The following is a 26,703-nucleotide window of genomic DNA, read 5'->3' on the forward strand; positions in this document are numbered from 1 at the left end:
CGCAGTGGGGGCGCACGGAGGCATTCACCCGGGCGCGTGGGGAGCGGGTACGTCACCGTGGGTATTCCGCATGGTGTTGCACATTCGTCGCCCTCCGGTCGGGTCCGGACGGCGTTGGGGAGGCGGAAAAATCCCATGGCCGCGAGACCACTCGTCGCACGAGAGCCGAACGAGCGCCTGCAGCAGCTGATCCAGGAGGCGGGCTGCTCCAACGCGGGCCTGGCCCGCCGGGTCAACCTCTGCGGAGCAGAACACGGACTGGACCTGCGCTACGACAAGACCTCCGTCGCCCGCTGGCTGCGCGGGCAACAACCACGCGGGCAGGCGCCCGCGGTGATCGCCGAGGCGCTCGGCCGCAAACTCGGCCGCGGCGTCACGGTGGACGAGATCGGCATGGCCGACGGCAAGAGCCTCAGCTCCGCCGTCGGCCTCCAGTTCGCGCCCAGCCTGGGCGCCGCGCTGGAGCAGATCTGCGAGCTGTGGCGCAGCGACGTCGGCAAGCGGGACTTCCTGGCCGGCACCACCGTCGCGGCCTCCGCGCTGGTCGAGCCCAGCCGGGACTGGCTGATCACCCCGCCGGACCCGGTGGTCGCCCGCACCGGCGGCACCCGGGTCGGCCTGGCCGACGTCGCGGCGATCCGGGCCACCACCCAGATGCTGGTCGACCTCGACCACCGCTTCGGCAGCGGCCACGTCCGCCCGGTCGTGGTGCACTACCTCAACAGCGTGGTCTCCGGCTTCCTCGGCGGCTCCTACCGCGACGAGACGGGGCGTCAACTCTTCGGCGCCGTCGCCCGGCTGACCGAGCTGGCCGGCTACATGGCGGTCGACACCGGCCAGCCCGGCCTCGCCCAGCGGTACTACATCCAGGCGCTGCGCCTGGCCCAGGCCGCCGACGACCGCGGCTACGGCGGCTACGTGCTGGCCGCCTCGATGAGCCACCTGGCCGCGACGCTCGGCAACCCCCGGGAGATCGCCCAACTCGCCCGCGCCGCCCAGGAGGGCGCCCGCTCGGTGGCCACCCCCACCGCGATGGCGATGTTCTACGCCGCCGAGGCCCGGGGCCACGCCCTGCTCGGCGACGCGTACGCCTGCGAGAGCGTCGCGGCCAAGGCGCTGGCCGCGATGGAGCAGCGCAACCCCGCCGACGACCCCGACTGGATCGTCCACTTCGACGAGGCGTACCTCGCCGACGAGTTGGCGCACTGCCACCGGGACCTGCAGCAGGGCGAGCGGGCCGAGCACTACGCCCGCACCGCGCTCGAACTGCACCCCGCGCACCGGGTCCGCCGCCGGGCCGTCGACCTGGTCCTGCTGGCCACCGCCCAGCTCCAGCAGCGGGACCTGGAACGCGCCTGCGAGACCGGCACCGAGGCGGTCCGGCTGCTCAGCGGACTGCGCTCCAACCGAGGCGTCGAGTACCTGGACGACTTCCGCAGCCGGCTGGAGCCGTACCGGGGGCACCGCGCGGTGCGCGAGTTCCACGCCCGGATGGACGGGGAGGCGGCGTGAGCCGTTCCGGCGGCCGCCGGAACGTGAATCAATAGCACAGAACAGCGGCCCGCGTAGTCACCTGTGCCGGTGAACGGGTACCGTGGCCTCGCAGTTGTGGTCCGCCGTCAGCAACCCGGCGGGGCAACCGAGAGGCCCGGGATCCCGGTGCCGTGCACAGGTGAGGAATCGCGTTGAGCCAGCGCCGCTCGTATCCCAACTCCGGCGACTTCAATCTGGACGACCTGTTCCGCCCGGAGCCCGCCGCAGACGGTCAGGGCAGTCCGGCGCAGGCCGCCGCGCAGCCCCCGTACGCCCAGCCGCAGTCGCAGGCCCCCGTCCCCCAGCAGCAGTCCGCGCCGCCGCTCGGCCAGAGCGGCAGCCCCGAGTACTGGGGCACGCCCCCGCAGCAGGCCGGGACGGCCCCGCAGCAGCCCGCGCCGGGCGACGAGGGCGCCACCCAGTACCTGCCGCCCTACCCGGCCGGCGGCCCGGCCGTCGGCGGCGCCGCCCAGCCCGCCCCGCCGGCCTTCGCGCAGCAGCCCCAGCCGGCCCCCTACGCGGCCCAGCCGACGTACGGCGGCGGGGGCTACGGCGCCCCGCAGCAGGGGTACGCCCCCGCGCCCGACGGCTACCCGCAGCAGGCCGCGGACGGCGGCCGCCGCAAGCCCAACACCAAGGTGCTGATCGGCGCGGGCGTGGCCGGCGTCGCGCTGGTCGCGGTCCTGGTCGGCGTGCTGGCCAGCGGCGGCGACAAGAAGGACAAGGACACCGCGAAGGGCGGAGCCACGTCCGGCCAGAGCGTCGCCGCCCCCAGCCCGAACGGCGGCAACGCCGCGGTCACCCCCGAGATGAAGGCCCAGGCGCAGGCCCTGTCCGACCTGCTCGGCACCGCCAGCGCCGGCCGCACCTCGGTGGTCAACGCGGTCGCCGCGGTCGGCAAGTGCCAGAACCTGCCCGACTCGCAGGCCGCGCTCGCCTCGGCCGCGAGCCAGCGGCAGGGCCTGCTGACCAAGCTCGGCGCCCTGAAGGTCGACCAGCTCACCGAGGGCGCGGAGCTGGTCAAGCAGCTCCAGGCGGCCTGGCAGGCGTCCGCCACCGCCGACTCCGAGTACGCCCAGTGGGCCGGCGACCTGGTGGCGGGCTGCGACCCGGCCAAGGCCAAGGACAACGCGCACCTGCGCAACGGCGACGCGGCGAGCGGCACGGCCACGACGGCGAAGAAGCAGGCCTCCGAGCTGTGGGGCACGATCGCCACGAAGACGGGGCTGCCGGCCAAGAGCGCCGGAGAGCTCTGAGCCGCCCGGTACGGACCGCAACGACGGAGCAGGGGCGCGGGAGACCCGCGCCCCTGCTGTTCCCGTCGTTCCCGCCGTCCCCCGAGCCCCGGGCCCCGGGCGCGCTACGCCGGGGGCTTGCCGTTGGTGAGCACCCAGCGGACGTCGGTGAAGCCCTGGTGCTGCTCGACCAGGCGGCCGTTCTGCACCCGCTGGAAGGTGACGGAGGTGTTCACCAGCCGGGGCGAGTCCGCGCTGGGGAGCATGTTGGTGAGGCTCCAGTTGAGCGGCGGGGTGGTGCCGGCGGTGTCGATCGGGTCGCCGCTGTCCAGGATGACCTGCAGCGCCTTCGCGGTGACCGGCCTGCTCTTGTCGATCCGTCCGGCGGCCTGGCGGAGCACCTCGTAGGCGACCCAGGTGGTCTGCACGCCGGGGTCGGCGACGTCGATGGTGGAGCCGTTGCCGTAGGCGCGGACGGTGTCGCGCAGGCCGTCCCAGACGGTGGAGGACTCGACCGGGAACCAGCCGGTGGCGTACGCGCCGCGCAGCGGGCCGCCGTCGCCGCCGGTGGAGTCGACCACGGACTGCTGGAAGGAGCCGATGACCGAGGCGAGCTGGGTGTTCCTGGGGCTGGCGCGGCGGTACGGGTCGAGCAGGTTGGCGGTGGGCTCGGCGCCGAGCGCGGAGAGCACGCAGTTGCCGGGCTTGTCGTCGCCGATGGCCCGGTGCGCGTACGACGAGTAGTCGTTGGACTTCTCGGGCGCCTTGACGTCGGTGATCTTGACGTTGTCCTGCGCGACGGCGCTGCTGAGGTAGTTGACCAGGGCGTCGCCGGCCCGGGTGTCGGGGCGGATCAGGGCGATCTGCTTGCAGCCGGCGGCGACCAGCTGGCGTCCGCTGCCCGCGACCAGGGCGGGCATGCCGCCGTTGACGGGGTAGGAGAGCGGGCTGCTGAACTCGGGGGAGGAGAGGCCGTAGCCGCCGATGAACGGGATGCCGGCCTGTTCGAGGATCGGCATGAAGTTGCTGCCGTACTGGCTGGCGGAGCCGACCACGGCGACGACGTGGGCGCTGACGGCCTGGTCGGCGCAGGCGGTGGCGCCGTCGGTGCTGTCGTGCTCGTTGCAGGTGAGGACGCGGACCTTGTGGCCGGCCAGGCCGCCCCGGGCGTTGAGCTCGCGGCCGACGGCCTCGGCGAGCGCGGTCATGCCGGGGCGGTCGGCGGCGCCGGTGCCGGACGGGGCCCAGGTCATGACGGTGACGTCCTGGCCGGCGGCGTCGGCGGCGGCGGGGCCGCCGCAGGCGGAGGCGGAGAGCAGGGCGGGCAGGACCGCGGCGGAGGCCGCGAGGACGGTGGCTGCGCGGCGTCGTCCACTGACGGCGGGTGGCGGGTGGGGGGTTCCGTTCCGCGTCATGGCGCTCTTTCCTCCCTGGACGTGCTGTTGCTTGGGGTCGTCCCGTGCTCCGTTGCGCAGGCTCGGCGGACCAAGGGTGGTCGCCACCGGGCACGCCGAGAGGGACGCGGTGTGAACGGACCGCCAACGGGGGAGGAACACGGAGCGTTGCCGGTCGGTGACGCGTGTAGAGGCGCGGTTGGAGTCGGACCGGGGCGGGAACGTACGATCGGCTCCCGTGTCCGACAGCATGGATTCTCCGCACCGGTCTGCCCGAAACGCTTCTCGAACGGGCGCGCGCTCCAGCACGATGGGCGGCATGCCTCTGAGTGATCTGCCCTGGTGGCGCTGGCGGGCCCGGATCCGCTCGGCGCTGCACATGCTCTCCGACCCCGGTTTCCAGCGCACGGCGTGGCTGGACGGCCGCGCGGGGTACGGCGACCTCTCCGACGCGGTGTACCGGCTGGTGGAGGACAGCTGGCTGGACCGCTGGTCGGCGGAGAAGTACGTCGGCGCGGTCTTCCGGGACTCCGCGGAGGCGGTCGCGGTGAACGCGGCGGTACTGCGGGTGCTGCTGGTCGTGCACAAGGTCGGCGAGGACGCCCCGGCCGCCGCGTACCTGGGCCACCCGGACTGGCCGGAGGCGGTGCGGGCGGCCCGCGAGGCGCACCACCTGCTGGCCGTCGGCGACGGAGACGACCCCGGCCTGCCGCCGCTCCCGCTGGACGAACTGGCCCGGCTGACCGCGCGCGGCTGACCCGGCCGGGGCGGCGCGGAGGCGCCCCGCGGTCTCGGGCGGCGGCCGCGGTCTCGGGTGGCGGGCGCCGTCCCCGCCCCGGCGCGATCTGTGCCAGGCTGGGCCGTTGCCCGTCACCACCCGAACCCAGGAACAGGGACCCCGACATGGAAGAGACCGCCCGCTCCCAGTACGTGCTGACGCTGTCCTGCCCCGACAAGCAGGGCATCGTGCACGCGGTCTCCAGCTACCTGTTCATGACGGGTTGCAACATCATCGACAGCCAGCAGTTCGGCGACGCCGGCACCGGGCTGTTCTTCATGCGGGTGCACTTCTCGGCCGAGGAGCCGGTGACGGCGGAGAAGCTCCGGGCGAGCTTCGCGGCGATCGGCGCCTCGTTCCGGATGGAGTGGCGGATCAACGCCTCCGCGGAGCGGATGCGGGTGCTGCTGATGGTCTCCAAGTTCGGGCACTGCCTGAACGACCTGCTGTTCCGCACCCGGATCGGGGCGCTGCCGGTGGAGATCGCCGGCGTGGTCTCCAACCACACCGACTTCCGCGAGCTGACCGAGTCGTACAGCATCCCCTTCCACCACGTCCCGGTGACCCGGGACACCAAGGCGGACGCCGAGCAGCGGCTGCTCGACCTGGTCGCCGAGGAGCGGATCGACCTGGTGGTGCTGGCCCGCTACATGCAGGTGCTCTCGGACGACCTGTGCAAGGCGCTGTCCGGGCGGGTCATCAACATCCACCACTCCTTCCTGCCGAGCTTCAAGGGCGCCAAGCCGTACCACCAGGCGCACGCCCGGGGCGTGAAGCTGATCGGCGCCACCGCCCACTACGTCACCGCCGACCTGGACGAGGGCCCGATCATCGAGCAGGAGGTCGCCCGGGTCACCCACGACGTCACCCCCGAGCAGCTGGTGGCGCTCGGCCGGGACGTCGAGTGCCAGGCGCTGGCCCGCGCCGTGAAGTGGCACAGCGAGCACCGGGTGCTGCTGAACGGCTCGCGCACCGTGGTGTTCGCCTGACGCCCCGCCCGGCGCGCGCTCGGCCGGGGCGGCCTCAGTTCCCTTGGGGCGCCCGGTGTTCGACCGCCGGTGGACATTTGTAGGAAGGGTGGTTCGCTCGTGGCGGCCCCGTGCCCGGAGACCGTCGGCGGTACGGTCGGGGATACCCGGGAGGGCGGTGCCGCCGACCTGTCGTGCGAACCCCGGCAGGGTGAGCGGGACAGTATGCACCGAGCCGTCCCCCGAACGCTGGAATATGCCCGAAGCTCTTGCTGCGACCCGGTCGCGGAATCATTCTGGGGCGTATTCGTGTCGATGCCATGGGCAGTCCTGGTCGGTGACCCCCGCTTCGAGCGGCCGACCGGACCGGCGGGATCAAACGGGCCGAATACCTAGTGCGGGTGGTGGAGCGGTGCAGGTACTCCAGGTACAGCTGGCGGTCCAGGCGGACCCGGCGGAGGTGTCACGGGCGCGGCGGTGGGTCCGGGACCGGCTGCGGGCGGGCGGGATCGACCCGGACTCGCCGGTGGCGGAGACCCTGGTGCTGGTGGTCTCCGAACTGGTCACCAACGCGGTGGTGCACACCGGACACCCGGCGGTGCTCAGACTGCTGCTGCCGGTCGACCCGGCCGCCGCGCCGCCCGCCGTCCGGGTGGAGGTCGCCGACGCCAGCTGCGCGGCCCCCGCGCCCCGGCACGCCGGGGCCGACGAGGACGCCACCAACGGGCGCGGCCTGGAGCTGGTCGAGCTGCTCTGCGAGCGCTGGGGCTGGTACCCGGACGGCTCCGGCAAGCGGGTGTGGTGCGAGATCGGCGACCCGGACGGGACGCCCTGCGCGCTGGCGGCGCAGCCGTCCGCCCCGGTGGCCTCGGCCCGCTGAGCGGCGCGCCGGGCGCCCGGCCGGGGCGGGAGCGTGCGCCGGGCGCGCGCTGTGCGCGCTCCGGATGGTCCGTCTGAATTTCGGACAACCCATTGACGTGACGTATCCGACTGATCACTCTTGGGTGCGGCGCCCGTTGCGAGGGGACGCCGAGGGAGACCGGGCGGTGCCGACACATAGGGGGTCGTTGGCCGTCCCGTCCGGAACCTCGGCGAAATCGGGCCGCCCGGGCGTCACGGCTTTCAGGGCCCGGACGCCGACCGGACGGCGGGCCGCCGTGCCGTGCTCGGGGTGCGCACGGCGGGCCGCCGCTCCGCCACCGGGGGCGCGGAGGCCGCATCGTGACCCAAAATCACTGGAAACCGGCAGTGGTCTACACCAAAACTGAGGTACGTGACCGCACCCGAACTGCAATCCGCTCCCACCCCGCAGGTCAGCACGGCGAAACCGCCCGCCATCTGGTCGGGCAGCTTCCGGCTCTACTTCACCGCCCGCTCGGCCGGGCTGCTCAGCGACGCGATGCTCCCGGTCGCCGTCTCGGCCGGCCTGGTGGCCGCCGGCTACGAGACCTCCGAGGTCGGCTTCGCGATGGCCTTCCTGCTCGGCCCGTTCGCCGGCCTGGTGCTGTTCGGCGGCGTGCTCGCCGACCGGTTCACCGCCCGGCGGCTGATGATCTTCGCCGACCTGCTGAACCTCACCACCCGGGTGCTGCTCGCGGTGCTGTTCTTCCGGGGCTTCGACCAGCTCTGGCAGCTCTACCTGCTGCTCGCGCTGGCCGGCACCGCCGCGGCGATGTTCCAGCCCGGCGCCGCCTCGACCGTCCCGCTGGTCGCCACCGACGTGCAGGGCGCCAACGGCGTGCTGCGGATCGCCGAGGCGCTGACCGGCCTGATCGGGCCCGCGCTGGCCGCCGCGCTGATCACCGTCTCCACCGGCTGGGTGATGGTGATCGCCGGCGTGATGTACGCGGTCAGCGCCTACTGCCTGCTCACCCTGCGGCTCGGCCCCGTCCCCGCCCCGCCGCCCGGCGACAGCCTGTGGCGCAACCTGGTGGCCGGCTGGCACGAGTTCTGGTCCCGCAGCTGGATGTGGGGCGTCATCCTGATCTGGATGGTCTTCACCGTGCTCTCCTGGGGCCCGCTCGCCCCCGTGGTGGTCGGCGACATCGGCAAGCGCGACGGCGTCGTCGCCTACGGCGTCATCAACAGCATGCTCGGCGCGGGCACCATCATCGGCGGCGTCCTCGCCATCCGGGTCAAGCCGGTCCGCCCGCTGGCCGCCGGCGCCACCGCCCTGTTCCTCTTCGCCGTCCAGCAGTTCGCCTTCGCGGCCGGCCTGCCCTGGCCGCTGCTCGGCGCCGCCCAGCTGGTCTCCGGCATCGGCATCAGCTTCTGGGGCGTCATGTGGGCCACCAGCGTGCAGACCCAGGTGCCCGGCGAGGTGCTCAACCGGATCCACGCGTACGAAGTGGCGGGCTCCGTCTGCATGTTCCCGCTCGGCTCGGCGCTGGCCGGCCCCGCCGTCGACCTCCTCGGCACCACCCAGGTCTACCTGGTCGGCGGCGTCGTCACCCTGGGCACCGCCACCGCGCTGCTGCTCAGCCCGCCGATCCGCGACCTGCGCCGGGTCTCCGACACCGGGGTGGTCGCCTCCGGGCACTGAGCCGGGCCACCGGGCGGGCCGCTGACCGGAATTCGGGCATTCGTGGCAGTCGGGGCCGTCGTGGCGGGGCGGCCGGGCCGGGAGACTCGGACGGGTGAAGGAACTGGAACTCGACCCCGTCGCGGCGCCGTCCCGCCCCCGCCGCGCCCCCCGCGTCCACTACGGCTGGGTCGTGGTCGCCGTCTCGCTGCTCGTGCTGCTCGGCTCGGCCGGGTTCCGCTCCACGCCCAGCCTGATGATGGGCGCCCTGCACGACGAGTTCGGCTGGTCGCGGGCCACCGTCTCCAGCGCGGTCTCCGTCAACCTCGCCCTCTACGGCCTCACCGCGCCGTTCGCCGCCGCCCTGATGGACCGCTTCGGCGTCCGCCCGGTGGTGGTCTGCGCGCTGCTCACCATCTCCACCGGGGCCGGACTCACCGTCCTGATGACCAGCCCCTGGCAACTGGTCCTGTGCTGGGGCGTCCTGGTCGGCCTCGGCAGCGGCTCGATGGCCGGGGCCTTCGCCACCACCGTCTCCGGGCGCTGGTTCGAAGCCAGGCAGGGCCTGGTCACCGGCCTGCTCACCGCGGCCGGCGCGGCCGGGAACCTGGTCTTCATGCCGCTGCTGGCCGCGCTCGTCGAACGGCACGGCTGGCGGACGGCGGTCGTGGTGGTCTCGCTCTGCGCCACCGCGGTGGCCGTCCCGGTCCTGCTGCTGATGCGCGAACGGCCCGCCGACGTCGGGCAGTTGCCGTACGGCGCGACCAGCGCCCCGGCGCCGCCGGCCGTCGACGGGTCGGCGGTCGCCCGCTCGCTGCGGGTGCTGCGCGGGGTGGCGGGGCGGCGGGCGTTCTGGCTGCTCGCCGCGTCCTTCGCGATCTGCGGCGCCACCACCGTCGGCCTGGTCGGCACCCACTTCATCCCCGCCGCCCACGACCACGGCATGCCCGTCACCACCGGCGCCTCGCTGCTCGCCCTGATCGGCCTGTTCGACGTCGCCGGGACGATCGCCAGCGGCTGGTTCACCGACCGCTTCGACCCCGTCCGGCTGCTGGTCACCTACTACGCGCTGCGCGGACTGTCGCTGGCCTTCCTGCCGGCCCTCCTCGGGGGGAGCCTGCGGCCGCCGATCCTGGCCTTCGTGGTCTTCTACGGCCTGGACTGGGTCGCCACCGTCCCGCCCACCGTCGCCCTCTGCCGCCGCCACTTCGGCCAGGACGCCCCGATCGTCTTCGGCTGGGTGCTGGCCGCCCACCAGGTCGGCGCGGCGGCCGTGGCCGGACTGGCCGGGCTGGCCCGGGACGCCTTCGGCGACTACGACGCCACCTGGTACGCGGCGGGGGCGCTGTGCGCGGTCGCGGTGGGCTGCTGCGTCGCGCTGCGCGTCCAGGGGCCCTCCCGGAGGGCGAATGTAATGGTCAGGTAGGGTTATTGACCATGACACTTCGATTCGTGCTGGACCCGGAGCCGACCCCCGAGCTGCGGGAGGAGATCACGGTGCTGTGGACGGAGGTGTCCAACGCCGGGGGCGCGGTGGGGTTCGTGCCGCCGGTGGAGGTGGCGCAGGTGCGGCCGGTCGCGGAGCGGCAGTTCGGGGCGCTGGGGCCGGACCGGCTGCTGGTGGGGTACGAGCCGGGCGGGCGGGTCGCGGCGGTGGTGTTCTTCGAGGACATGCGGTTCGACCTGATGGACCACTGGCGGATGCTGAAGCGGGTGATGGTGCACCCGGGGTTCCAGGGTCGCGGGTACGGCGCGCAACTGCTGGCGGAGGCGGAGCGGGTGGCCCGGGAGTGGGGCCTGGCCGGGCTGAAGCTGACCCTGCGCGGCGGGCACGGGTTGGAGGAGTTCTACCGGCGCGGCGGGTACGTGGAGGTGGGCCGGGTGCCGGGGGCGATCCGGGTCGCGCCGGGCGACGAGCGGGACGACGTGACGATGTGGCTCGACCTGCGCGCCTGAGCGGTGTGAGGTCGTGCTTCACTGGGAGGGCCTAGTACCCCCGCGCGCCCGCCGGCGCGACCCGGCAAGCGAAGGACGATCCCGGTGAGCAGCAAGAACCACGCCACGCTCCGCTACACCTCGCTGCGGGCGAGCATCTTCCTGGCCTGCCTGCTGGTCGCGCTGCTGCTGGGGCACTTCGAGGTGATCCCGGTGGTGGGTTCGCTGGGCGTGCTGATCCTGTTCGCGCTGGCGGCGGTGGCGTCCTCGGCGATCAGCTACGTGGTGCTGAGCAAGCAGCGCGACGAGATGTCGGCGCAGATCGCCGAGCGGATCGAGACCCGCAAGTCCCGCGCGGTGGCGCGGGACTCGGCCGAGGACGCGGCGGACGACGCGGCCCGGGCGGCCGCGGCCCGGCAGGCGCAGGCCGGCTGACCGGCGTTGGCGGACAGCCCGACCGGCGAGGGCTCGCGGCGGCGCCCGACCGGCCGTGACGTGGCCCGGCTGGCGGGCGTCTCGCAGGCGACGGTCTCGCTGGTGTTCTCCGGGAGCGCCGGGCACCGGGTCTCGGAGCCGACCAGGGAGCGGATCCACGCCGCGGCCCGGGAGCTGGGCTACCGGCCGCAGGCCGCCGGCCGGCAGCTGCGGCTGGGCCGCAGCGGCATGGTGCTGCTGACGGTGCCGAACCTGCTGAGCCCGTTCTTCGGCCGGGTGCTGACCGGCGTGCACGAGGAGGCGGCCCGGCACGGCCTGGCGGTGGTGGTCTCCAGCGGCTGGGACGCGGCGGCGCTGGCCGAGGTGGCGGCGGCCGGCCGGTTCGACGGGCTGCTGGTCTGCTCGCCGGACGACAAGCAGCTGGGCGGGCTGCCGGCGGACGCCCCGACGGTGTTCCTGGACGCGGACCCGGCGGCCCACCCGGGCCGTCCGACGGTGGAGCTGGACCTGGCGGCGGGCATGCGGGCGGCGGTCGACCACCTGGTGGGGCTGGGCCACCGGCGGATCGGCTACCTGCGCTCGGTGCACTCGGCGCACACCTTCCGGGTGCGGCAGGCGGCGTTCGCGGCGGCCGCGGCGGGCCTGGAGGTGCGGGAGCTGGCGGTGAGCCTGAATGAGGGCAGCCGGGAGGCGGCGCGGGCGGCCCGGGAGCTGCTGGCCGGGCCCGGACGGCCGGGCGCGGTGGTGTGCGACGACGACGTGGTGGCGTCCGGACTGTACCGGGCGGCGGGGGAGCTGGGGCTGCGGATCCCGCGGGACCTGTCGGTGGTCGGCATGGACGACATCCCGGTGGCGGAGCTGCTCAGCCCGCCGCTGACCACGGTGAACCTGCCGGGCGAGCGGCTGGGCCGGGCCGGGCTGGCCACCCTGGCCGCCCTGCTGGACGGCGAACTCCCCTCCCCGGTCGACCCGTTGGCGACCGAGCTGGTGGTGCGCGGGTCCACCGAGGCGGCCTGAGCGGCGAGCCGGGCGGCGGGCCGCGTGACGGGCCGGGCGGGCCGGGCGGCGGGGGCTACTGCTCGCCGAGGACCATCCACTTGTCCGGCACCGCCAGCGGCGCGAACCCGACCCTGGCGTACACCTCGTGCGCGTCCCTGGTGGCGAGCAGCAGGCGGCGCAGGCCGAGCGCGGCGAGCTCGTCCCGGACGGCGGCGGTCAGCGCGGTGCCCAGGCCCTTGCCGCGGGCCCCGGGGGCGATGAACACGTCGCACAGCCAGGCGAAGGTGGCGCGGTCGGTGACCACCCGGGCGTAGCCCACCTGGGCGCCCGAAGCGTCCTCGTACAGGCCGAAGTTGAGCGAGTGGTCGATGGCCAGGTCCTGCTTCTCGCGGGGCCGGCCGAGCGCCCAGTAGGCGCCCTCGGAGAGCCAGCGGTGCACGGCCTCCCGGTCCAGGCGGGCGGGGTCGGTGGAGACGCTGTGGCCGGCGGGGAGGGCGAAGCTCGTCATGCGGCGCATTCAAACAGCCCGGGACCGGCGCGGACGAGCGGTTTTCGGGCGGGCGCCCCCGCCGGACGGGCGGGGGGGGGCGGATCAGGCGGAGACCAGTACGGGCGCCGCCGGGCGCAGCCGGGTGCGGGTGGCGAGCAGCAGCAGGCCGCCGAGCGTGACGCCGCCGACGGAGCACAGGGCGACGCCGTGCAGGGAGGTGTCGACCAGGGCGCCGGAGACCGCGTAGCCGGCCGCGTTGCCGGTGGCGAACAGGGTGACCAGCCAGGCGAACGCCTCGGTGACGGTGCCGGTCGGGGCGAGTTCGGCGACCAGCACGAACGCGGCGGCCAGCAGCGGGGCCAGCCCCAGGCCGGAGACGAACGCCAGCGCGGCCATCGGCCACGGGCCGGGCAGGAGCAGCAGCGGCAGGTAGCAGGCGGCCATGCCGAGGGCGAGCACCCAGGTGCGGGTCGCGGTGCCGGCCCGCCAGCGGGCCGCGCCGTAGGCCAGCGCGCCGAGCAGCCCGGCCAGCGCGGCCACCGCGAGCAGCGTCCCGGCGCCGCCGGGCAGGCCGCCGGGGTGCTGCTCGGCGTACGCGATGAACAGCACGTTCTGCGCGCCGACCGCCCAGCCGGCGCCGGCCAGGCCGAGCAGCAGCAGGACCAGTCCGGGGGAGCGCAGCGGCCCGAGCGGCCCGGCGGAGGCTTCGCGCGGCGGGGCCTGCCAGGCCCGGGCGGGCGCGGAGCCGGCCACCACCAGGGCGCCGAGCAGGCCGAGCACGGCGGCGGTCCACAGCGCGGCGGTGGGGGAGAGCACGCCGGCGATCCCGGCGACGGCGAGCGGCCCGGCGACGTACAGCACCTGCTGGGAGGCGGAGTCGAAGGCGTACGCGGTGTCGAGCTGCTCCTCGGCCACCACGTCGGGCCAGAGCGAGCGCAGGCAGGGTTCCAGCGGGGGCATGCAGAGCCCGGCGATCGCGGCGCCGAGCGGGGCGGCGAGGGCGGAGCCGGGGGCGAGCGCGAGCAGCGCGTAGCCGGTGCCGGCCAGCACGGCGGAGGCGAGCAGGACGCGGGGCTGCCCGGTGAGGTCGACGATCCGGCCGAGGACGGGCCCGCCGACGGCGGCGGCGATCGCGTACGCGGCGGTGGCCAGGCCGATCCGGCTGTACGGGGTGCCGGCCTCGCGCAGGGCGAGCGCGATGACCAGGGCGGTCATGCCGGCGGGGAGCCGGCCGAGCAGGGTGCCGAGCAGCAGCCGGGTGACGTGCGGGGCGCGGAGCAGTGCGGCGTAGCCCATGGGCGTCCTTCCGGCGGGCGGGATGTCACTTCAAGTTATACGTATAACCGGATGGACGTCAAAGCCGCCGGGTCGGGCTGATGCCCCGTCAGGAAAGGGTGGTTCGGTAACGATCTCAAACAAGTACTTTGAACATCTCAAAGGTTTGTTGCTAGTGTGCTGGCCATGACCACCGCAGACGCCGCGCGCCAGGCCGGGACGAGCACCCCGCTCGTGCCGCGCTGCCCGCGTCTGCCCGGTGCCGTGGACGGCCCGCGCCGCTGTCGCTCCGGCGGCTGTATGCGGGCGGCACGCCACTCCTGACGCACCGACACCACGCCTGTCGGCCCCCCGGGTCTCCCCGCCCGGCCACCGCGTCCGTCGTGCCGCCGCCCCCGCCCCCTCCTCCCCCCCGCCTGCTCCACCACCCCCCCCGGAGACGCACACCCATGTCCACCGCGCCCGCGCCCACCCTGCTGGGACGCCTCCGCCGCACCCCCTTCTGGGTCCAGATCGTCGGCGGCCTCGTCCTCGGCCTGCTGCTCGGCTGGATCGCCCGGTCCGGCGACGTGTCCTGGCTGAAGACCACCCTGGACACCATCGGCAAGACCTTCGTCCAGCTGCTCAAGCTGGCCGTGCCGCCGCTGGTCTTCACCGCGATCATCGTCTCGGTCGCCAACCTGCGGAACGTCACCAACGCCGCCCGCCTGGCCGCCCGCACCCTGTTCTGGTTCCTCGCCACCTCGCTGATCGCGGTCGCCGTCGGCCTCGGCCTCGGCCTGCTCACCGACCCCGGCAAGGGCGCGAACCTCTCCACCCAGGGCCTCAAGGGCGTGGAGAAGGGCGGCAGCTGGGTCGACTTCCTGACCGGCATCATCCCGACCAACATCGCCGACGCCTTCCTGAAGGTGAACGTCCTCCAGATCGTCTTCCTCGGCGTGGTCGTCGGCGCGGCGATCCTGAAGCTCGGCGAGAAGGCCGAGCCGGTCCGCAAGCTCTCCGAGGCCGTCCTCGAACTCGTCCAGACCGCCCTGTGGTGGGTCATCCGGCTCGCCCCGCTCGGCACCCTCGGCCTGATCGGCAAGTCCGTCGCCGTCTACGGCTGGGACCTGCTCAAGCCCTTCTCCACCCTCACCATCGACGTCTACGTCGGCTGCGCGATCGTCCTGTTCGGCGTCTACTCGCTGCTGCTGCGCTTCGTCGGCGGCCTCAACCCGCTGAACTTCTTCAAGGGCGCCTGGCCCGCGATCCAGCTGGCCTTCGTCTCCCGCTCCTCGGTCGGCACCCTCCCGGTCACCCGCCGCGTCACCGAGCGGCTGGGCGTTCCGTCCGAGTACGCGAGCTTCGCCGTCCCGTTCGGCGCGACCACCAAGATGGACGGCTGCGCCGCGATCTACCCGTCGCTCGCCGCGATCTTCGTCGCCCAGGTGTACGGCATCGACCTCGGCATCAAGGACTACCTGCTGATCGCCTTCGTCTCGGTGATCGGCTCCGCGGCCACCGCCGGCCTCACCGGCGCGATCGTGATGCTCACCCTGACCCTCTCCACCCTGGGCCTCCCGCTGGAGGGCGTCGGCCTGCTGCTGGCGATCGACCCGATCCTCGACATGATGCGCACCGCCACCAACGTGGCCGGCCAGGTCGTCGTCCCGGTCCTGGTCTCCGCCCGCGAGAAGACCCTCGACCTCACCGCCTACAACACCCCCACCGGTGACCTCCTCGCCGAGGACCGCCCGGCCACCGTCCCGGCCCAGACCGCGAACGAGCCCGTCGCCGCCTGACGCCCGCACTCCGCCGAAGGCCCGCACCCCCTCCCGGGGGTGCGGGCCTTCGCACGTTGGAGTGACGCTCCCCGAACCGGGGCGGGCCGGGCCGGGCCGGTCGGGCCGCTGCCGTTCGGGCTGCGGGTGGACACGGCCGGGCTCTGAGCGTCAGCGGCGGGCGTGGCGGACCTTGAGGCGGCCGAAGCCCGGGGTGCCGGTGATGCGGATGGTGGGGCCGGGGGTGGCGGCGGGGGTGCGCGGAGGGCGGTAGCGGACGGTCTTCCAGGCGTTCCGGAGGCCGTCGAGGTCGACGGTGGCGCCGTGCGGGACGGTGATGGTGGCGCGGCCGAAGCCGAGGCCCAGTTCGATGTCCACGACGGGGTGGTCGATGACCGCGTCGCCGAGGTCGAGGTGGACCTTGCCGAAGGCGGAGGCCACCTTCAGGACGCGGGGGACGCGCCAGGGGCCGCGGCGGACGAGGCGGCCGTTCACGGCGGTCAGGGTGACGGCGGCGTCCGGGGCCCCGGCGGGCAGGTCGTGCAGGACGGCGTCGAGCTCGGCGCGGACGGTCGCGGTGAGCGCCGCGTGGACGCGCTGGTCCAGTTCGTCCTGGGTGATCCGTTCCTCCGCGTAGGCGAGCTGGAGGCGTTCGACGGCGGCGTCGCGGTCGGCGGAGCCGATCCGGAGCTGCGGCGGATTCGGGGTCGGGGAGGTCACCCGGGCAGCGTAGTACGGGACCAGCGCTGGGCGAGGACGGTGCAGACCATCAGTTGGAGCTGGTGGAACAGCATCAGCGGGAGCACCGCCAGCCCGACCGCGGGGGCCGGGAACAGGATGGCGGCCAGCGGGAGGCCGTTGGCCAGCGACTTCTTCGAGCCGCAGAACCGGATGGTGATCCCGTCCGCGCGGGAGAAGCCGAGCCGGCGGGAGGCGAGGCGGGTGAAACCGAGGACGACGGAGAGCAGGGCCAGCGAGATCGCGGCCAGCCAGAGCAGCTGGCCGGCGGTGACCCGGCTCCAGATGCCCTCGCGGACGCCCTCGCCGAACGCGCTGTAGACGATCAGCAGGATCGAGCCGCGGTCGACCAGCGTGGTGACCAGCCGGTGCCGGGCGATCCACGGGCCGACCCGGCGGCGCAGCAGTTGCCCGAGGGCGAACGGGACGAGCAGCTGCAGCACGATGTCGAACACCTGGCCGCCGTCCACCCCGACGCCGGCGGTGCCGGACAGCAGCCAGGCGGCCAGCAGCGGGGTGAGCACGATGCCCAGCAGGCTGGAGAAGGTCGCCGCGCAGATCGCCGCCGCGACGTTGCCGCCCGCCACCGAGGTGAAGGCGATCGAGGACTGCACGGTGGACGGCAGCAGGGTGAGGAACAGCACGCCGGTGAACAGCCGCGGCGGCAGCACCGAGTCCGGCAGCAGCCGGGTCGCCTCGCCGAGCAGCGGGAACAGCACGAAGGTGCAGCAGAGGATCAGCAGGTGCAGCCGCCAGTGCCGGGCGCCGGCCAGCGCCTCCTGCGGGGAGAGCCGGGCGCCGTACAGGAAGAACAGCAGGGCGACGGCGAACGAGACCGCGTCGGTGACGGCGGTGGCGGCGGCGCCCCGGGCGGGCAGCAGGGTGGCCAGCAGGACGGTGCCGAGCAGGAGGAGCAGGTAGGCGTCGATGCCGATCCGGCCGAGCGAGCGGTCCAGGGCGCGGCGGGCGGATCGGAGGCGGTGCATGCCCCGATCCTCTCCCGGCGGTGCGCGGGCGCCCGGGGCGGGGTGCCCGGGGAGGGGCCCCGAAACGGGTGGCATCGGGTGGCAACGGGCGTCATCGGGCAGGGCGGGGAAATGCGGGTGCAACCGGGGGAATGCGGCGGTAATCGGGAATGCGGGAAAAGGCAGGAGGCCCGCCGGGGCGGGCCTCCTTGGGAACTGCTACTCGTACGGACCCGAGGGGCCGTGAGCGATCAAATGGAGATCGCCGCTCAGACGGGGGTGACGTTCTCCGCCTGCGGGCCCTTCGGGCCCTGAGTGACGTCGAAGCTGACCGCCTGGTTCTCCTCCAGCGAGCGGAAGCCGCTCGCGTTGATGGCGGAGTAGTGGACGAAGACGTCGGGGCCGCCGCCCTCCTGGGCGATGAAGCCGAAGCCCTTTTCGGCGTTGAACCACTTGACGGTTCCGGTCGCCATACCGTTCTCCTTGCGAGGGACGTAGTGGACGCCACACCTTGTGGCGCCCGGGTCCGCTGCGCTGATCGCCCCGCCTCCGGACGAGTCCGGAGTTTTTCGCACAGTGCTTCAATCGAAGTTCAATTGACGCCTGATACTGCTGAAAAATTACAAAAAGCCTGCGGTTACATGCTCCGCAGGCTCCAAGTACTGCAAGGGGAATCAAACTGCAACTGAGTGGAACGGTAGCACGCGGTGGCTGCCCCGACCAGGGGTGAACGGCGGTGTCGGACGGTGTGTCGGAGACCGGATGCGGACCGCCCCAATCAGCGGGCATACCCTGCCGGGAGAGCACCAACGGCAAGGGAGCACACGGTGAGCGGTAGGGATGCCGGACGGCCGGAGAGCGCGGTCAGGCCGAGGGTCGGCCATATTCAGTTCCTCAACTGTCTTCCCCTCTACTGGGGCCTCGCGCGCACCGGGAACCTGCTCGACCTCGACCTCAGCAAGGACACCCCGGAGAAGCTCAGCGACCGGCTGGTGGCGGGCGGGCTCGACCTCGGGCCGATCACCTGCGTGGAGTACCTGCGCAACGCCGACGAGCTGGTGGTCCTCCCCGACATCGCGGTCGGCAGCGACGGGCCGGTGATGTCCTGCGTGATCGTCAGCAAGGTCCCGCTGGCCGAACTGGACGGCCGCAGGGTCGCCCTCGGCTCGACCAGCCGCACCTCGGTGCGGCTGGCCCGGCTGCTGCTGGAGGAGCGCGAGGGGGTGCGCCCCGAGTACTTCTCCTGCCCGCCCGACCTGGACGCGATGCTCGCCGACGCCGACGCCGCCGTCCTGATCGGCGACCCCGCGCTGCGCGCCTCGCTGGAGCAGGCCCCCCGGCAGGGGCTGGCCGTGCACGACCTCGGCGCCATGTGGAAGGAGTGGACCGGGCTGCCGTTCGTCTTCGCGGTCTGGGCCGTCCGCCGCGAGTACGCCGAGCGGCACCCCGAACTGACCGCCGCCGTCCACCGGGCCTTCCTGGAGTCCCGCGACCTCTCGCTGGCCGAGGCCGCCAAGGTCGCCGAGCAGGCCGCCCGCTGGGAGGAGTTCGACGCCCCGCTGCTGGAGACGTACTTCTCCCGGGCGCTCGACTTCTCGCTCGGCGAGCGCCAGTTGGCCGGGATCGCGGAGTTCGCCCGCCGGGTCGCGCACGACAGCGGCTTCGCCCCGGACGTGCCGATCCGGCTGCTGGAGAGCGCGCCCGCGGTGGTCTGAGGAATTCGCGCTCCCGGCCGGCCGCCGCCCTGGAATGATCGGACCGGCCGAGGTGCGGTGCCCGGCGGCACGAGGGGAGGCGGGCATGGAACCGCTGACGGCCGACGATCCGGCGGCGATCGGCGACTACCGGCTGCTGCGCCGGCTCGGCGCGGGCGGCATGGGCCGGGTCTACCTGGGCCGGACCGCGGGCGGGCGGACCGTCGCGGTCAAGGTGGTGCGCCCGGAACTCGCCGACGACCCCGAGTTCCGGGCCAGGTTCCGCCAGGAGGTGTCCGCCGCCCGGCGGGTCGGCGGCCGCTGGACCGCCCCCGTGCTGGACGCCGACACCGAGGGCCCCCGCCCCTGGGTCGCCACCGGCTACGTGGCCGGCCCCTCGCTCGGCGAGGCCGTCCGCACCGCCGGGCCGCTCCCCGTCCCCTCCGTGCACGCCCTCGGCGCCCGGCTCGCCGAAGCCCTGGAGCAGGTGCACGCCCTCGGCCTGGTGCACCGGGACGTCAAGCCGTCCAACGTGCTGCTCACCCTGGACGGCCCCCGGCTGATCGACTTCGGCGTGACCCGCGCGCTGGACGCCGCCACCCTCACCCACAGCGGCTACGTGGTCGGCTCGCCCGGCTTCATGTCGCCCGAACAGGCCGCCGGCTCACCCACCGGACCGGCCGGCGACGTCTTCTCGCTCGGCGCGCTGCTGGCCTTCGCCGCGACCGGCGCGGCCCCGTTCGGCGAGGGCGTCAGCGCCCCCGTCCTGCTCTACCGGGTGCTCCACGAGGAGCCCGTGCTCGACGGCCTCGACGGCGAACTGCGCGCGGTGGTCACCGCCTGCCTGGCCAAGGACCCGGCCCGTCGCCCCACCCCCGCCGAGCTGCGCGCCCGGCTCGCCCCCGCCGCCGCGGACGGCCCCGAGGGCTGGCTGCCCGGCCCGCTGGCCGCCGCGGTCGGCCGCGCCGCCGTCGGGCTCCTCGACCTGGAGGACGACCGCGGGCCGGGCGGCGCCCCCGGCCCGGACCGGGCGCCGACGGACCGGGCGCCGACCGTGCTGGACGGCGGACGGCGGCGGGAGCGGCGCGGCCGGAAGCCCCGGACGGCGGTGGCCGCCGCCGCGGTGGTGCTGGCGGGCGCGCTGTACGGCGGGTTGGCGGCGAGCGGCAACCTGCCCTGGGCGAAGGCGGGCCCCGGGCCGAGCGCCTCGCCCGGGCACGACGCGGCCACCGGGACGCCGGGCGGGAGCCCGAGCGCGGGTGCGAGCCGGGGCCGGAGCGCGAGTCCGGGGCCGGGCCCGAGTTCGAGCCCGAGCCCGAGCCCGAGTTCGAGTTCGAGCAGTGCGGCGACACCGGTGAAGGGGGACGGCAAGGCGCTGCCCGACGCGTTCGTGGGCACCTTCAAGGGCACCATCACCACCAGCGTCCTCCCGCTGCCGTCCACCTTCACCGTGACCTTCACCGCCGGGAAGGTCGGTGAGGAGGTCGGGCACACCAGCAACGCCTCGGCGTTCGACAGCACCGTCTGCCGGGGCGTGCTCACCCTGCTCTCGGTCGAGGGCGGCAAGGCGCTGCTCCAGGAGCGTCCGGAGGGCGGCGACAGCGGCTGCACCGGCGCCCCCGAGAAGCAGACGTACACCCTGCTGGGCGGCGGCGGCCTGCACCTGGCGGTCAGTGGGGCCCCGCTCGGCACCGATCCGTCGGGGGACCTGGCCAGGCAGTGAGCGGCGCGGAACGGGCCTGCGGTGGGCCGGAAATGTGCTGGCGTAGGCTGAACCGGTCGCCCCTCCGATGAAGAAAGCAGGCCCGCCAGGTGTCCGAGCAGAACCTTTCCGCCGCCCAGTTGCAGGCCGTGCTGGACCGCGCGGCCGAGGGCGGCCGGATCACCGCCGAGGAGGCCCTGGAGCTGTACCGCTCGGCTCCGCTGCACGCGCTCGGCGCGGCGGCGGACGCGGTGCGCCGGCGGCGGTACGCGGGCGTCGAGCACATCGCCACGTACATCATCGAGCGGAACATCAACTACACCAACGTCTGCGTGACGGCCTGCAAGTTCTGCGCGTTCTACGTGCCGCCGAAGAGCGACAAGGGCTGGTCGCGGGACCTGGACGAGATCCTGCGCCGCTGCGCGGAGACGGTCGAGCTCGGCGGCACCCAGATCATGTTCCAGGGCGGGCACCACCCCGACTACGGCGTCGAGTACTACGAGCGGAACTTCGCCGCGATCAAGGCCGAGTTCCCGCAGCTGGTGATCCACTCGCTGGGCGCCTCCGAGGTCGAGCACATGGCGAAGATCTCCGGAGTCTCCGTCGAGGAGGCGATCACCCGGATCCACGCGGCCGGGCTCGACTCGTTCGCGGGCGCCGGCGCCGAACTGCTGCCGGAGCGGCCGCGCAAGGCGATCGCGCCGCTGAAGGAGTCCGGCGAGCGCTGGCTGGAGATCATGGAGACCGCGCACCGCCTCGGCGTCGAGTCGACCTCCACCATGCTGATGGGCACCGGCGAGACCAACGCCGAGCGGATCGAGCACCTGCGGATGATCCGCGACGTGCAGGACCGCACCGGCGGCTTCCGGGCGTTCATCCCCTACACCTACCAGCCGCAGAACAACCACCTGAAGGGCTCGACCCAGGCCACGGTCTTCGAGTACCTGCGGATGATCTCCATCGCGCGGCTCTTCCTCGACAACGTCGCCCACATCCAGGGCTCCTGGCTCACCACCGGCAAGGAGGCCGGCCAGCTGTCGCTGCACTACGGCGCGGACGACCTCGGCTCGGTCATGCTGGAGGAGAACGTGGTCTCGGCGGCCGGCGCCAGGCACCGCTCCAACCTGCACGAGCTGATCCACCTGATCCGCACCGCCGGCCGGGTGCCCGCCCAGCGCTCCACCACCTACCAGCACCTGCGCGTCCTGGACGACCCGGCCAACGACCCGGTCGACCCGCGGGTCGCCTCGCACATCGCCTCCACCGCGATCGAAGGCGGCACCGCGCACCCCGAGTTGACCATCCTGGCGACGAACTGACCGCCCCGGCGTGCTGACACTGCACCGGGCCCGGCTGCTGCACACCGGCGGGACCGCGATCGAGGACGGGGCGGTGCTGGTCGACGGGGCCCGCGTCGCCGCGATCGGACCGTTCGCGGAACTGGCGGGCGGCCCGGCCCGGGTCAGGGAGTGGCCCGGGGTGCTGGTGCCCGGGCTGCTCAACCGGCACGGGGCGTGGCTGCTGGAGGGCGCCTACCACCCGGACCCGCGCGAGGGGGCGGGCGACCGGCCGCTGCCGCCCGCCGACGGGCTGACGGACGAACAGTGGGGCGGCAGCGCCCGGCGCGGGCTGCAACGGCTCCTCGGCCACGGCGCGACGGCCCTGGCGGGCCCGTTCGCCCGCGCCTCGGTGCGGACGGCGGTCGCCCGCTCCGGCCTGCGCCCGCTCGCCGGCGGGGACACCGGGCCGGGCCCCCTCGACCCGCTGGAGGGACGCGAGTTGGCGGCCGCCCTGCACCGGCCGCTGGCGGTCGGCGGGGCGGCGGACTTCGTCGTGTTCGCGGCCGGCGCGGTGGAGGAACTGGACGGCGGCGGGGCGGCCTGCCTGGCGACGGTGCTGGACGGAAGGCTGCTGCACCGGCGACGGTGAGACCGGCGGCCCGGGCGGGCCTCCGGCGCGCCTCCTGCTTTCTGACTCCCCGTGACCCGGGAAGCCCTTTGCGGCTAACATCCCGGTTCAGACCTCCGCCCGAGCCCAGGAACAGGACGCATGCGAGCCGCGACCCCCGAACGCCTCCGGACCCGACCGGCTCGGGGGTGGTACGTCGGGGCCGTGCTGAGCGCCGTGGTGGCGGTGGCGATGTGCCTGCTGGGGTGGCGGCAGGCGGACCAGGCGGACCGGATCGACGCGCACCCGGTGCGGGTCGAGGGGACGGTCACCCAACTGCCGGGCGGCACCGGGACGTACAGCCAGGTGGCGTACCCGGTGGACGGGCGGCGGCTGACGGCCGCGGACCTGTGGCTGCCGGCGGACGCCCGGGTGGGGGACCCGATCTGCCTGGAGCGCGCGGCGGACGACCCCGCCGCGGTGCGGGTGTGCGGGAAGACGTACCCGCAGCCGGTGGGCGTGGGGTTGGCGCAGACGAGCGTGCCGGCGGCGGTGCTGACGTGCGCGCTGTGCCTGTGGCGGATCCGGCGGGGCCGGGCGGGCGCGCAGCGGGCGGAGGCCGGTCTCACGCTGGCGTTCGCGGCCGAGGGGATGCCCGCGCTGACCCAGGGGAAGCGCTCCCGGCGCCGCCGCAAGGGGGGACGCCGCGCCCTGCGGTGAGCCCTGGTGGAGGTCCGCGGCACCGCAAGGTGAACAATGGGGACGTGACCCGAGCCCATCTGGACAAGCAGCCGCAGGACGTCGCCGCCATGTTCGACGACGTCGCGGCCAAGTACGACCGCACCAACGACGTGCTCTCGCTGGGCCAGGCCCGGCTGTGGCGCCGGGCGGTGGCCGACGCGGTGGGTGCCGTCGCGGGCCAGCGGATCCTGGACCTCGGTGCCGGCACCGGGACGTCCTCGCTGCCGTTCCTGGAGGCGGGCGCCGACGTGGTGCCGTGCGACTTCTCGATCGGGATGCTGACCGAGGGCAAGAACCGCAACCCCGAACTCGCGCTGACCGCGGGCGACGCGACCCGGCTGCCGTTCGCGGACGAGTCGTTCGACGCCGTGACGATCTCGTTCGCGCTGCGCAACGTGCAGGAGCACGAGGTGGCGATGCGGGAGATGCTGCGGGTGACCAAGCCCGGCGGCAAGCTGGTGATCTGCGAGTTCTCCACGCCGACCTGGACGCCGTTCCGGACGGTGTACACCGAGTACCTGATGCGGGCGCTGCCGCCGGTGGCGACCAGGGTGTCCTCCAACCCGGAGGCGTACGTGTACCTCGCCGAGTCGATCCGGACCTGGCCGGACCAGCCCGCGCTGGCCGCCGAGTTGCAGCGGGCGGGCTGGACGAAGGTGGCGTGGCGCAACCTGACCGGCGGCATCGTCGCCCTCCACCGGGGCTTCAAGGCCCCGTAGACTGCGGTGGTTCGGCACCCCGTCCGCCGGGAAGGCGCTGACGGGGCGTCGGCCCCAGACTCCGTGACCCCGACGCGCTCAGGAGAGAGCCCCGTATGACCGAGACCGCCGTCGAGTCCACCGCCGACGTCATCGTGGTCGGCGCCGGTCCGGCCGGCTCCAGCACCGCCTACTGGCTGGCCCAGGCGGGCCTGGACGTGCTGCTGCTGGAGAAGACCGAGTTCCCGCGCGAGAAGGTGTGCGGGGACGGCCTGACCCCGCGCGCCGTCAAGCAGCTGGTCGACATGGGCATCGACGTGTCCACCGAGAACGGCTGGCTGCAGAACAAGGGCCTGCGGATCATCGGCGGCGGCGTCCGGCTGGAACTGGACTGGCCGGACCTGGCCGCGTTCCCCGACTACGGGCTGGTGCGCAAGCGCGCCGACTTCGACGAACTGCTGGCCCGGCAGGCGCAGAAGGCCGGCGCCCGGCTGTACGAGAACTGCAACGTCAGCGGGCCCGTCCAGGACCGCACCGGGCGGATCACCGGCGTCACCGCGAAGATCGGGCCGGACAAGCGCGAGGTGGAGTTCCACGCGCCGCTGGTGGTCGCCGCGGACGGCAACTCGACCCGGTTGTCGCTGGCCATGGGCCTGCACCGGATCGAGTCCCGGCCGATGGGCGTCGCCTACCGGACGTACTTCACCTCGCCGCGGCACGACGACGACTACCTGGAGTCCTGGCTGGAGCTGTGGGACACCCGGGGCGGCCAGAAGAAGCTGCTGCCCGGCTACGGCTGGATCTTCGGCATGGGAGACGGCACCTCCAACGTCGGCCTGGGCATCCTCAACTCCTCGCCCGCCTTCGGCGACCTGAACTGGCGCGAGGTGCTCAAGAGCTGGTGCGCCGGCATGCCCGAGGAGTGGGGCTACACGCCGGACAACATGACCGAGCCGATCCGCGGCGCCGCCCTCCCGATGGCCTTCAACCGGCAGCCGCACTACACCCGCGGCCTGCTCCTGGTCGGCGACGCGGGCGGCCTGGTCAACCCCTTCAACGGCGAGGGCATCGCCTATGCGATGGAATCCGGCCAACTCGCGGCCGGCGTCATCGTCCAGGCGATGGCCCGGATCACCCCCGAGGGCCGCGAACGCGCCCTGGCCCGTTACCCCCAGGTCCTCAAGGACACCTACGGCGGCTACTACACGCTCGGCCGGGCCTTCGTGAAGCTGATCGGCAACGACAAGGTCATGCGCATCGCCGCCGAACGCGGCCTGACCCACCCGGTGCTGATGAAGTTCGTCCTCAAGCTCCTCGCCAACCTGACCGACCCCACCGGCGGCGACGTCGCGGACCGGATCATCAACGGCCTGACCAAGGTGGCGCCGCGCGCCTGAGACGCAGCGGCTCCAGTAGGACTGCTGGAACCACGAGGCACTGGAAGGACGCCCACCGCGCTTGGCGCGGTGGGCGTCCTTCGCTTTGGAGCCCCAGGGGCGGTGCGGCGCGGCCCGGTGCAGCCAACGCGACTCCAGGAGTCGTCGCTTCGAGGCAGGGGCGAAAAGGGGTTGGCAGCCGCAAGGCCATGGACTAAATTTTTAGGTAAGTAATATCACCTAAACATTGGGGGATGAGCGTGGTTGCCTGGGACATCGAGGTCGGGGACGTGCTCAAGCGGGTGGACGTCCACGCCAGGTACGGCGGTCGCCGGCAGGGCGGCATCGGGCCCTCGCGGGTCGAGCCGGTCGTTCTCCTCTTCACCGACCCGGCCAAGGGGCACCGGCACGGTTACTTCGACGGCTGGGGGAAGGACGGCTGCTACCACTACGCCGGCGAGGGGCAGGTGGGGGACCAGAAGTTGACGCAGGGCAACCTCGCGATCTTGAAGCACCGGCAGGACGGGCGGGACCTGCACCTCTTCCAGGGGGTGTCTTCCGGCGTGACCAAGTACGTCGGACAGTTCGAGCTTGCCGAGAATGACCCGTACTACTTGACGGACGCGCCCGAGACCAACGACGGCCCCGTCCGTAGCGTGATCATGTTCCGGTTGCAGCCGATGAAGGCGGAGCAGCCGGCAGGCGTGAGCCTCCCGCACACCCCTGAGCCCGAGCTTTTCGTGCAGGAGGTGGAGATCGAGCAGCAGTACACCGAACGCACCTATGTCGAACCCCACCGCGAGCCCTATGAGGCCGAGCGCCGGGAGAGCAAGCTCGTGCGTGAGTATGCGGACTACCTCCGCGCCGCCGGCCATGACGTCGTCAGGCAGCGGATCGCACCTGCGGGTGAACTGAAGCCGATCATCACGGACCTGTACGACAAGACGGTCAACCGCCTTGTCGAGGCCAAGGGCACCGTCACCCGCGAAGCGATCCGGATGGCCATCGGCCAGCTCTTCGACTACGGGCGGCACTTCGACCCGTCCCCGAGCCGGGCGCTCCTCGTGCCGTCGAAGCCGCGGCCGGATCTGATCGCGCTCTGCGATTTCGTGGACGTGGAGGTCATCTGGCCCGAGGGGGACGGCTACCACGAGGCGGGCAACCTGGCCTGATCTCCGGGCGGCGGGCGGGAGGAGACGATTCCCACCCGCCCGGTGCCGTGCTCACCGGGCGGGTGCGGCGGTGGGTGGCGGGGGTTCCTTGAGCGCTTGTGAACGAAGGGTCAAGCGGTCGTTCCGCCGGGTCCACCGGCAGGGTGAGATCTACTATCACGCGAACCGGATCACTCCGAAATTTGCCCTGGCCGCCGCAGAATTGATATAGGGCGTGGCCGAACGGCAGCCGTTTCGCTCCGGGTTGCGACTGTATGTGGTCAATTGCCCGCGCTGGGTCGAACAGTGGTGGTCGATCCGCTTTCGTGGACCTTCGTCGGGTGGCGAAGATCACAAAGATCATCGGGAACTGCGTGTCGCAGATCACAAGCGGACGGGCATAGGATGCGCTCCAACCTGGCTTTGTG

25 protein-coding genes are annotated in these 26,703 nt (G+C 73.5%); 19 read left to right on the forward strand and 6 right to left on the reverse strand.

Annotated elements, in window-relative coordinates; all coding sequences use genetic code 11:
* Window positions 1-135 precede the first annotated feature (135 nt).
* Together OO48_RS12490 and OO48_RS12495 are read left to right on the forward strand one after the other, a co-directional pair.
* Window positions 136-1,512, forward strand: a complete 1,377-nt coding sequence (locus OO48_RS12490) for an NsdA family TPR-like regulatory protein (protein ID WP_033215257.1) — start codon at window positions 136-138, stop codon at window positions 1,510-1,512.
* Window positions 1,513-1,685: 173 nt separating this feature from the next.
* A complete protein-coding gene (locus tag OO48_RS12495; protein ID WP_033215258.1) occupies window positions 1,686-2,789 on the forward strand; it encodes a hypothetical protein in 1,104 nt (367 codons plus the stop codon).
* A gap of 104 nt (window positions 2,790-2,893) precedes the next feature.
* Here OO48_RS12495 and OO48_RS12500 read toward each other — a convergent pair whose 3' ends face one another.
* On the reverse strand, window positions 2,894-4,183 hold the full coding sequence (locus OO48_RS12500; protein WP_051732055.1) for an ABC transporter substrate-binding protein: 1,290 nt from the start codon (window positions 4,181-4,183) through the stop codon (window positions 2,894-2,896).
* 298 nt (window positions 4,184-4,481) lie between these two features.
* On the opposite strand from OO48_RS12500, the gene OO48_RS12505 reads away from it, so the two are divergent.
* The 8 genes from OO48_RS12505 to OO48_RS12540 all read left to right on the forward strand — a co-directional run bounded on the left by OO48_RS12505 (window position 4,482) and on the right by OO48_RS12540 (window position 11,816).
* Window positions 4,482-4,919 (forward strand): SCO4402 family protein, encoded by a 438-nt coding sequence (locus tag OO48_RS12505; protein ID WP_106970304.1) that lies wholly within the window; start codon window positions 4,482-4,484, stop codon window positions 4,917-4,919.
* Window positions 4,920-5,065: 146 nt separating this feature from the next.
* Window positions 5,066-5,929 (forward strand): formyltetrahydrofolate deformylase, encoded by an 864-nt coding sequence (gene purU / locus OO48_RS12510; RefSeq protein ID WP_033215260.1) that lies wholly within the window; start codon window positions 5,066-5,068, stop codon window positions 5,927-5,929.
* 391 nt (window positions 5,930-6,320) lie between these two features.
* A complete protein-coding gene (locus tag OO48_RS12515) occupies window positions 6,321-6,788 on the forward strand; it encodes an ATP-binding protein (protein WP_033215262.1) in 468 nt (155 codons plus the stop codon).
* 393 nt (window positions 6,789-7,181) lie between these two features.
* Window positions 7,182-8,450: an MFS transporter gene (locus OO48_RS12520; RefSeq protein WP_245194612.1), complete on the forward strand. Its 1,269-nt coding sequence runs from the start codon at window positions 7,182-7,184 to the stop codon at window positions 8,448-8,450.
* Window positions 8,451-8,544: 94 nt separating this feature from the next.
* Complete coding sequence (locus OO48_RS12525) at window positions 8,545-9,855, forward strand: MFS transporter (protein ID WP_051732056.1); 1,311 nt, start codon at window positions 8,545-8,547, stop codon at window positions 9,853-9,855.
* Window positions 9,856-9,866: 11 nt separating this feature from the next.
* Complete coding sequence (locus OO48_RS12530) at window positions 9,867-10,385, forward strand: GNAT family N-acetyltransferase (protein ID WP_033215264.1); 519 nt, start codon at window positions 9,867-9,869, stop codon at window positions 10,383-10,385.
* A gap of 84 nt (window positions 10,386-10,469) precedes the next feature.
* A complete protein-coding gene (locus OO48_RS12535) occupies window positions 10,470-10,799 on the forward strand; it encodes a DUF4229 domain-containing protein (protein WP_033215267.1) in 330 nt (109 codons plus the stop codon).
* Window positions 10,800-10,805: 6 nt separating this feature from the next.
* On the forward strand, window positions 10,806-11,816 hold the full coding sequence (locus tag OO48_RS12540) for a LacI family DNA-binding transcriptional regulator (protein ID WP_033215269.1): 1,011 nt from the start codon (window positions 10,806-10,808) through the stop codon (window positions 11,814-11,816).
* 55 nt (window positions 11,817-11,871) lie between these two features.
* Here the strand turns inward: OO48_RS12540 and OO48_RS12545 are convergent, their stop codons facing one another.
* Window positions 11,872-12,306 (reverse strand): GNAT family N-acetyltransferase, encoded by a 435-nt coding sequence (locus OO48_RS12545; protein WP_033215381.1) that lies wholly within the window; start codon window positions 12,304-12,306, stop codon window positions 11,872-11,874.
* Window positions 12,307-12,390: 84 nt separating this feature from the next.
* The gene (locus tag OO48_RS12550; protein ID WP_033215271.1) at window positions 12,391-13,584 is read right to left on the reverse strand and encodes an MFS transporter; all 1,194 of its coding nucleotides are present in this window, start codon (window positions 13,582-13,584) and stop codon (window positions 12,391-12,393) included.
* A gap of 428 nt (window positions 13,585-14,012) precedes the next feature.
* Here OO48_RS12550 and OO48_RS12555 point away from each other — a divergent pair, with 428 nt between their 5' ends.
* Complete coding sequence (locus OO48_RS12555; protein WP_033215273.1) at window positions 14,013-15,344, forward strand: dicarboxylate/amino acid:cation symporter; 1,332 nt, start codon at window positions 14,013-14,015, stop codon at window positions 15,342-15,344.
* Window positions 15,345-15,494: 150 nt separating this feature from the next.
* Here OO48_RS12555 and OO48_RS12560 read toward each other — a convergent pair whose 3' ends face one another.
* From OO48_RS12560 to OO48_RS12570, 3 genes are all read right to left on the reverse strand, one after another.
* Window positions 15,495-16,043 (reverse strand): DUF1707 SHOCT-like domain-containing protein, encoded by a 549-nt coding sequence (locus OO48_RS12560; protein WP_033215275.1) that lies wholly within the window; start codon window positions 16,041-16,043, stop codon window positions 15,495-15,497.
* Window positions 16,040-17,047: a bile acid:sodium symporter family protein gene (locus tag OO48_RS12565; protein ID WP_051732057.1), complete on the reverse strand. Its 1,008-nt coding sequence runs from the start codon at window positions 17,045-17,047 to the stop codon at window positions 16,040-16,042. Before OO48_RS12565 ends, OO48_RS12560 begins: the two co-directional genes overlap by 4 nt.
* Before the next feature lie 248 nt (window positions 17,048-17,295).
* Complete coding sequence (locus tag OO48_RS12570; protein ID WP_003998944.1) at window positions 17,296-17,499, reverse strand: cold-shock protein; 204 nt, start codon at window positions 17,497-17,499, stop codon at window positions 17,296-17,298.
* 354 nt (window positions 17,500-17,853) lie between these two features.
* Between OO48_RS12570 and OO48_RS12575 the strand changes: the two genes are divergently transcribed.
* The 8 genes from OO48_RS12575 to OO48_RS12610 all read left to right on the forward strand — a co-directional run bounded on the left by OO48_RS12575 (window position 17,854) and on the right by OO48_RS12610 (window position 26,296).
* Entirely contained in the window at window positions 17,854-18,741 is an 888-nt protein-coding gene (locus OO48_RS12575; RefSeq protein ID WP_033215281.1) for a menaquinone biosynthetic enzyme MqnA/MqnD family protein, read from the forward strand.
* Between the two features lie 85 nt (window positions 18,742-18,826).
* Window positions 18,827-20,443 (forward strand): serine/threonine-protein kinase, encoded by a 1,617-nt coding sequence (locus OO48_RS12580; protein WP_051732058.1) that lies wholly within the window; start codon window positions 18,827-18,829, stop codon window positions 20,441-20,443.
* A gap of 89 nt (window positions 20,444-20,532) precedes the next feature.
* Window positions 20,533-21,741: a cyclic dehypoxanthinyl futalosine synthase gene (gene mqnC, locus OO48_RS12585; protein WP_033215283.1), complete on the forward strand. Its 1,209-nt coding sequence runs from the start codon at window positions 20,533-20,535 to the stop codon at window positions 21,739-21,741.
* Window positions 21,742-21,751: 10 nt separating this feature from the next.
* A complete protein-coding gene (locus OO48_RS12590) occupies window positions 21,752-22,351 on the forward strand; it encodes a hypothetical protein (RefSeq protein WP_033215289.1) in 600 nt (199 codons plus the stop codon).
* Window positions 22,352-22,534: 183 nt separating this feature from the next.
* On the forward strand, window positions 22,535-23,029 hold the full coding sequence (locus OO48_RS12595; protein WP_033215291.1) for a hypothetical protein: 495 nt from the start codon (window positions 22,535-22,537) through the stop codon (window positions 23,027-23,029).
* Window positions 23,030-23,073: 44 nt separating this feature from the next.
* A complete protein-coding gene (locus tag OO48_RS12600; protein ID WP_033215293.1) occupies window positions 23,074-23,769 on the forward strand; it encodes a demethylmenaquinone methyltransferase in 696 nt (231 codons plus the stop codon).
* A 95-nt stretch (window positions 23,770-23,864) separates the two neighbouring features.
* The gene (locus OO48_RS12605; RefSeq protein WP_033215295.1) at window positions 23,865-25,145 is read left to right on the forward strand and encodes a geranylgeranyl reductase family protein; all 1,281 of its coding nucleotides are present in this window, start codon (window positions 23,865-23,867) and stop codon (window positions 25,143-25,145) included.
* Between the two features lie 233 nt (window positions 25,146-25,378).
* Entirely contained in the window at window positions 25,379-26,296 is a 918-nt protein-coding gene (locus OO48_RS12610; protein WP_033215296.1) for an SRA domain-containing endonuclease, read from the forward strand.
* Window positions 26,297-26,703: the final 407 nt, after the last annotated feature.

The sequence above is a fragment of the Kitasatospora phosalacinea genome (assembly GCF_000716545.1).
Classification (GTDB): domain Bacteria; phylum Actinomycetota; class Actinomycetes; order Streptomycetales; family Streptomycetaceae; genus Kitasatospora; species Kitasatospora phosalacinea.

Excerpts from the sequence above, each read along its gene's own strand:
- OO48_RS12490 (WP_033215257.1), top strand. The coding sequence starts at position 136 with ATGGCCGCGAGACCACTCGTCGCACGAGAGCCGAACGAGCGCCTGCAG.
- OO48_RS12500 (WP_051732055.1), bottom strand. The coding sequence starts at position 4,183 with ATGACGCGGAACGGAACCCCCCACCCGCCACCCGCCGTCAGTGGACGA.
- OO48_RS12505 (WP_106970304.1), top strand. The coding sequence starts at position 4,482 with ATGCCTCTGAGTGATCTGCCCTGGTGGCGCTGGCGGGCCCGGATCCGC.
- purU (WP_033215260.1), top strand. The coding sequence starts at position 5,066 with ATGGAAGAGACCGCCCGCTCCCAGTACGTGCTGACGCTGTCCTGCCCC.
- OO48_RS12530 (WP_033215264.1), top strand. The coding sequence starts at position 9,867 with ATGACACTTCGATTCGTGCTGGACCCGGAGCCGACCCCCGAGCTGCGG.
- OO48_RS12545 (WP_033215381.1), bottom strand. The coding sequence starts at position 12,306 with ATGACGAGCTTCGCCCTCCCCGCCGGCCACAGCGTCTCCACCGACCCC.
- OO48_RS12550 (WP_033215271.1), bottom strand. The coding sequence starts at position 13,584 with ATGGGCTACGCCGCACTGCTCCGCGCCCCGCACGTCACCCGGCTGCTG.
- OO48_RS12555 (WP_033215273.1), top strand. The coding sequence starts at position 14,013 with ATGTCCACCGCGCCCGCGCCCACCCTGCTGGGACGCCTCCGCCGCACC.
- OO48_RS12565 (WP_051732057.1), bottom strand. The coding sequence starts at position 17,047 with ATGCACCGCCTCCGATCCGCCCGCCGCGCCCTGGACCGCTCGCTCGGC.
- OO48_RS12570 (WP_003998944.1), bottom strand. The coding sequence starts at position 17,499 with ATGGCGACCGGAACCGTCAAGTGGTTCAACGCCGAAAAGGGCTTCGGC.
- OO48_RS12580 (WP_051732058.1), top strand. The coding sequence starts at position 18,827 with ATGGAACCGCTGACGGCCGACGATCCGGCGGCGATCGGCGACTACCGG.
- OO48_RS12605 (WP_033215295.1), top strand. The coding sequence starts at position 23,865 with ATGACCGAGACCGCCGTCGAGTCCACCGCCGACGTCATCGTGGTCGGC.
- OO48_RS12610 (WP_033215296.1), top strand. The coding sequence starts at position 25,379 with ATGAGCGTGGTTGCCTGGGACATCGAGGTCGGGGACGTGCTCAAGCGG.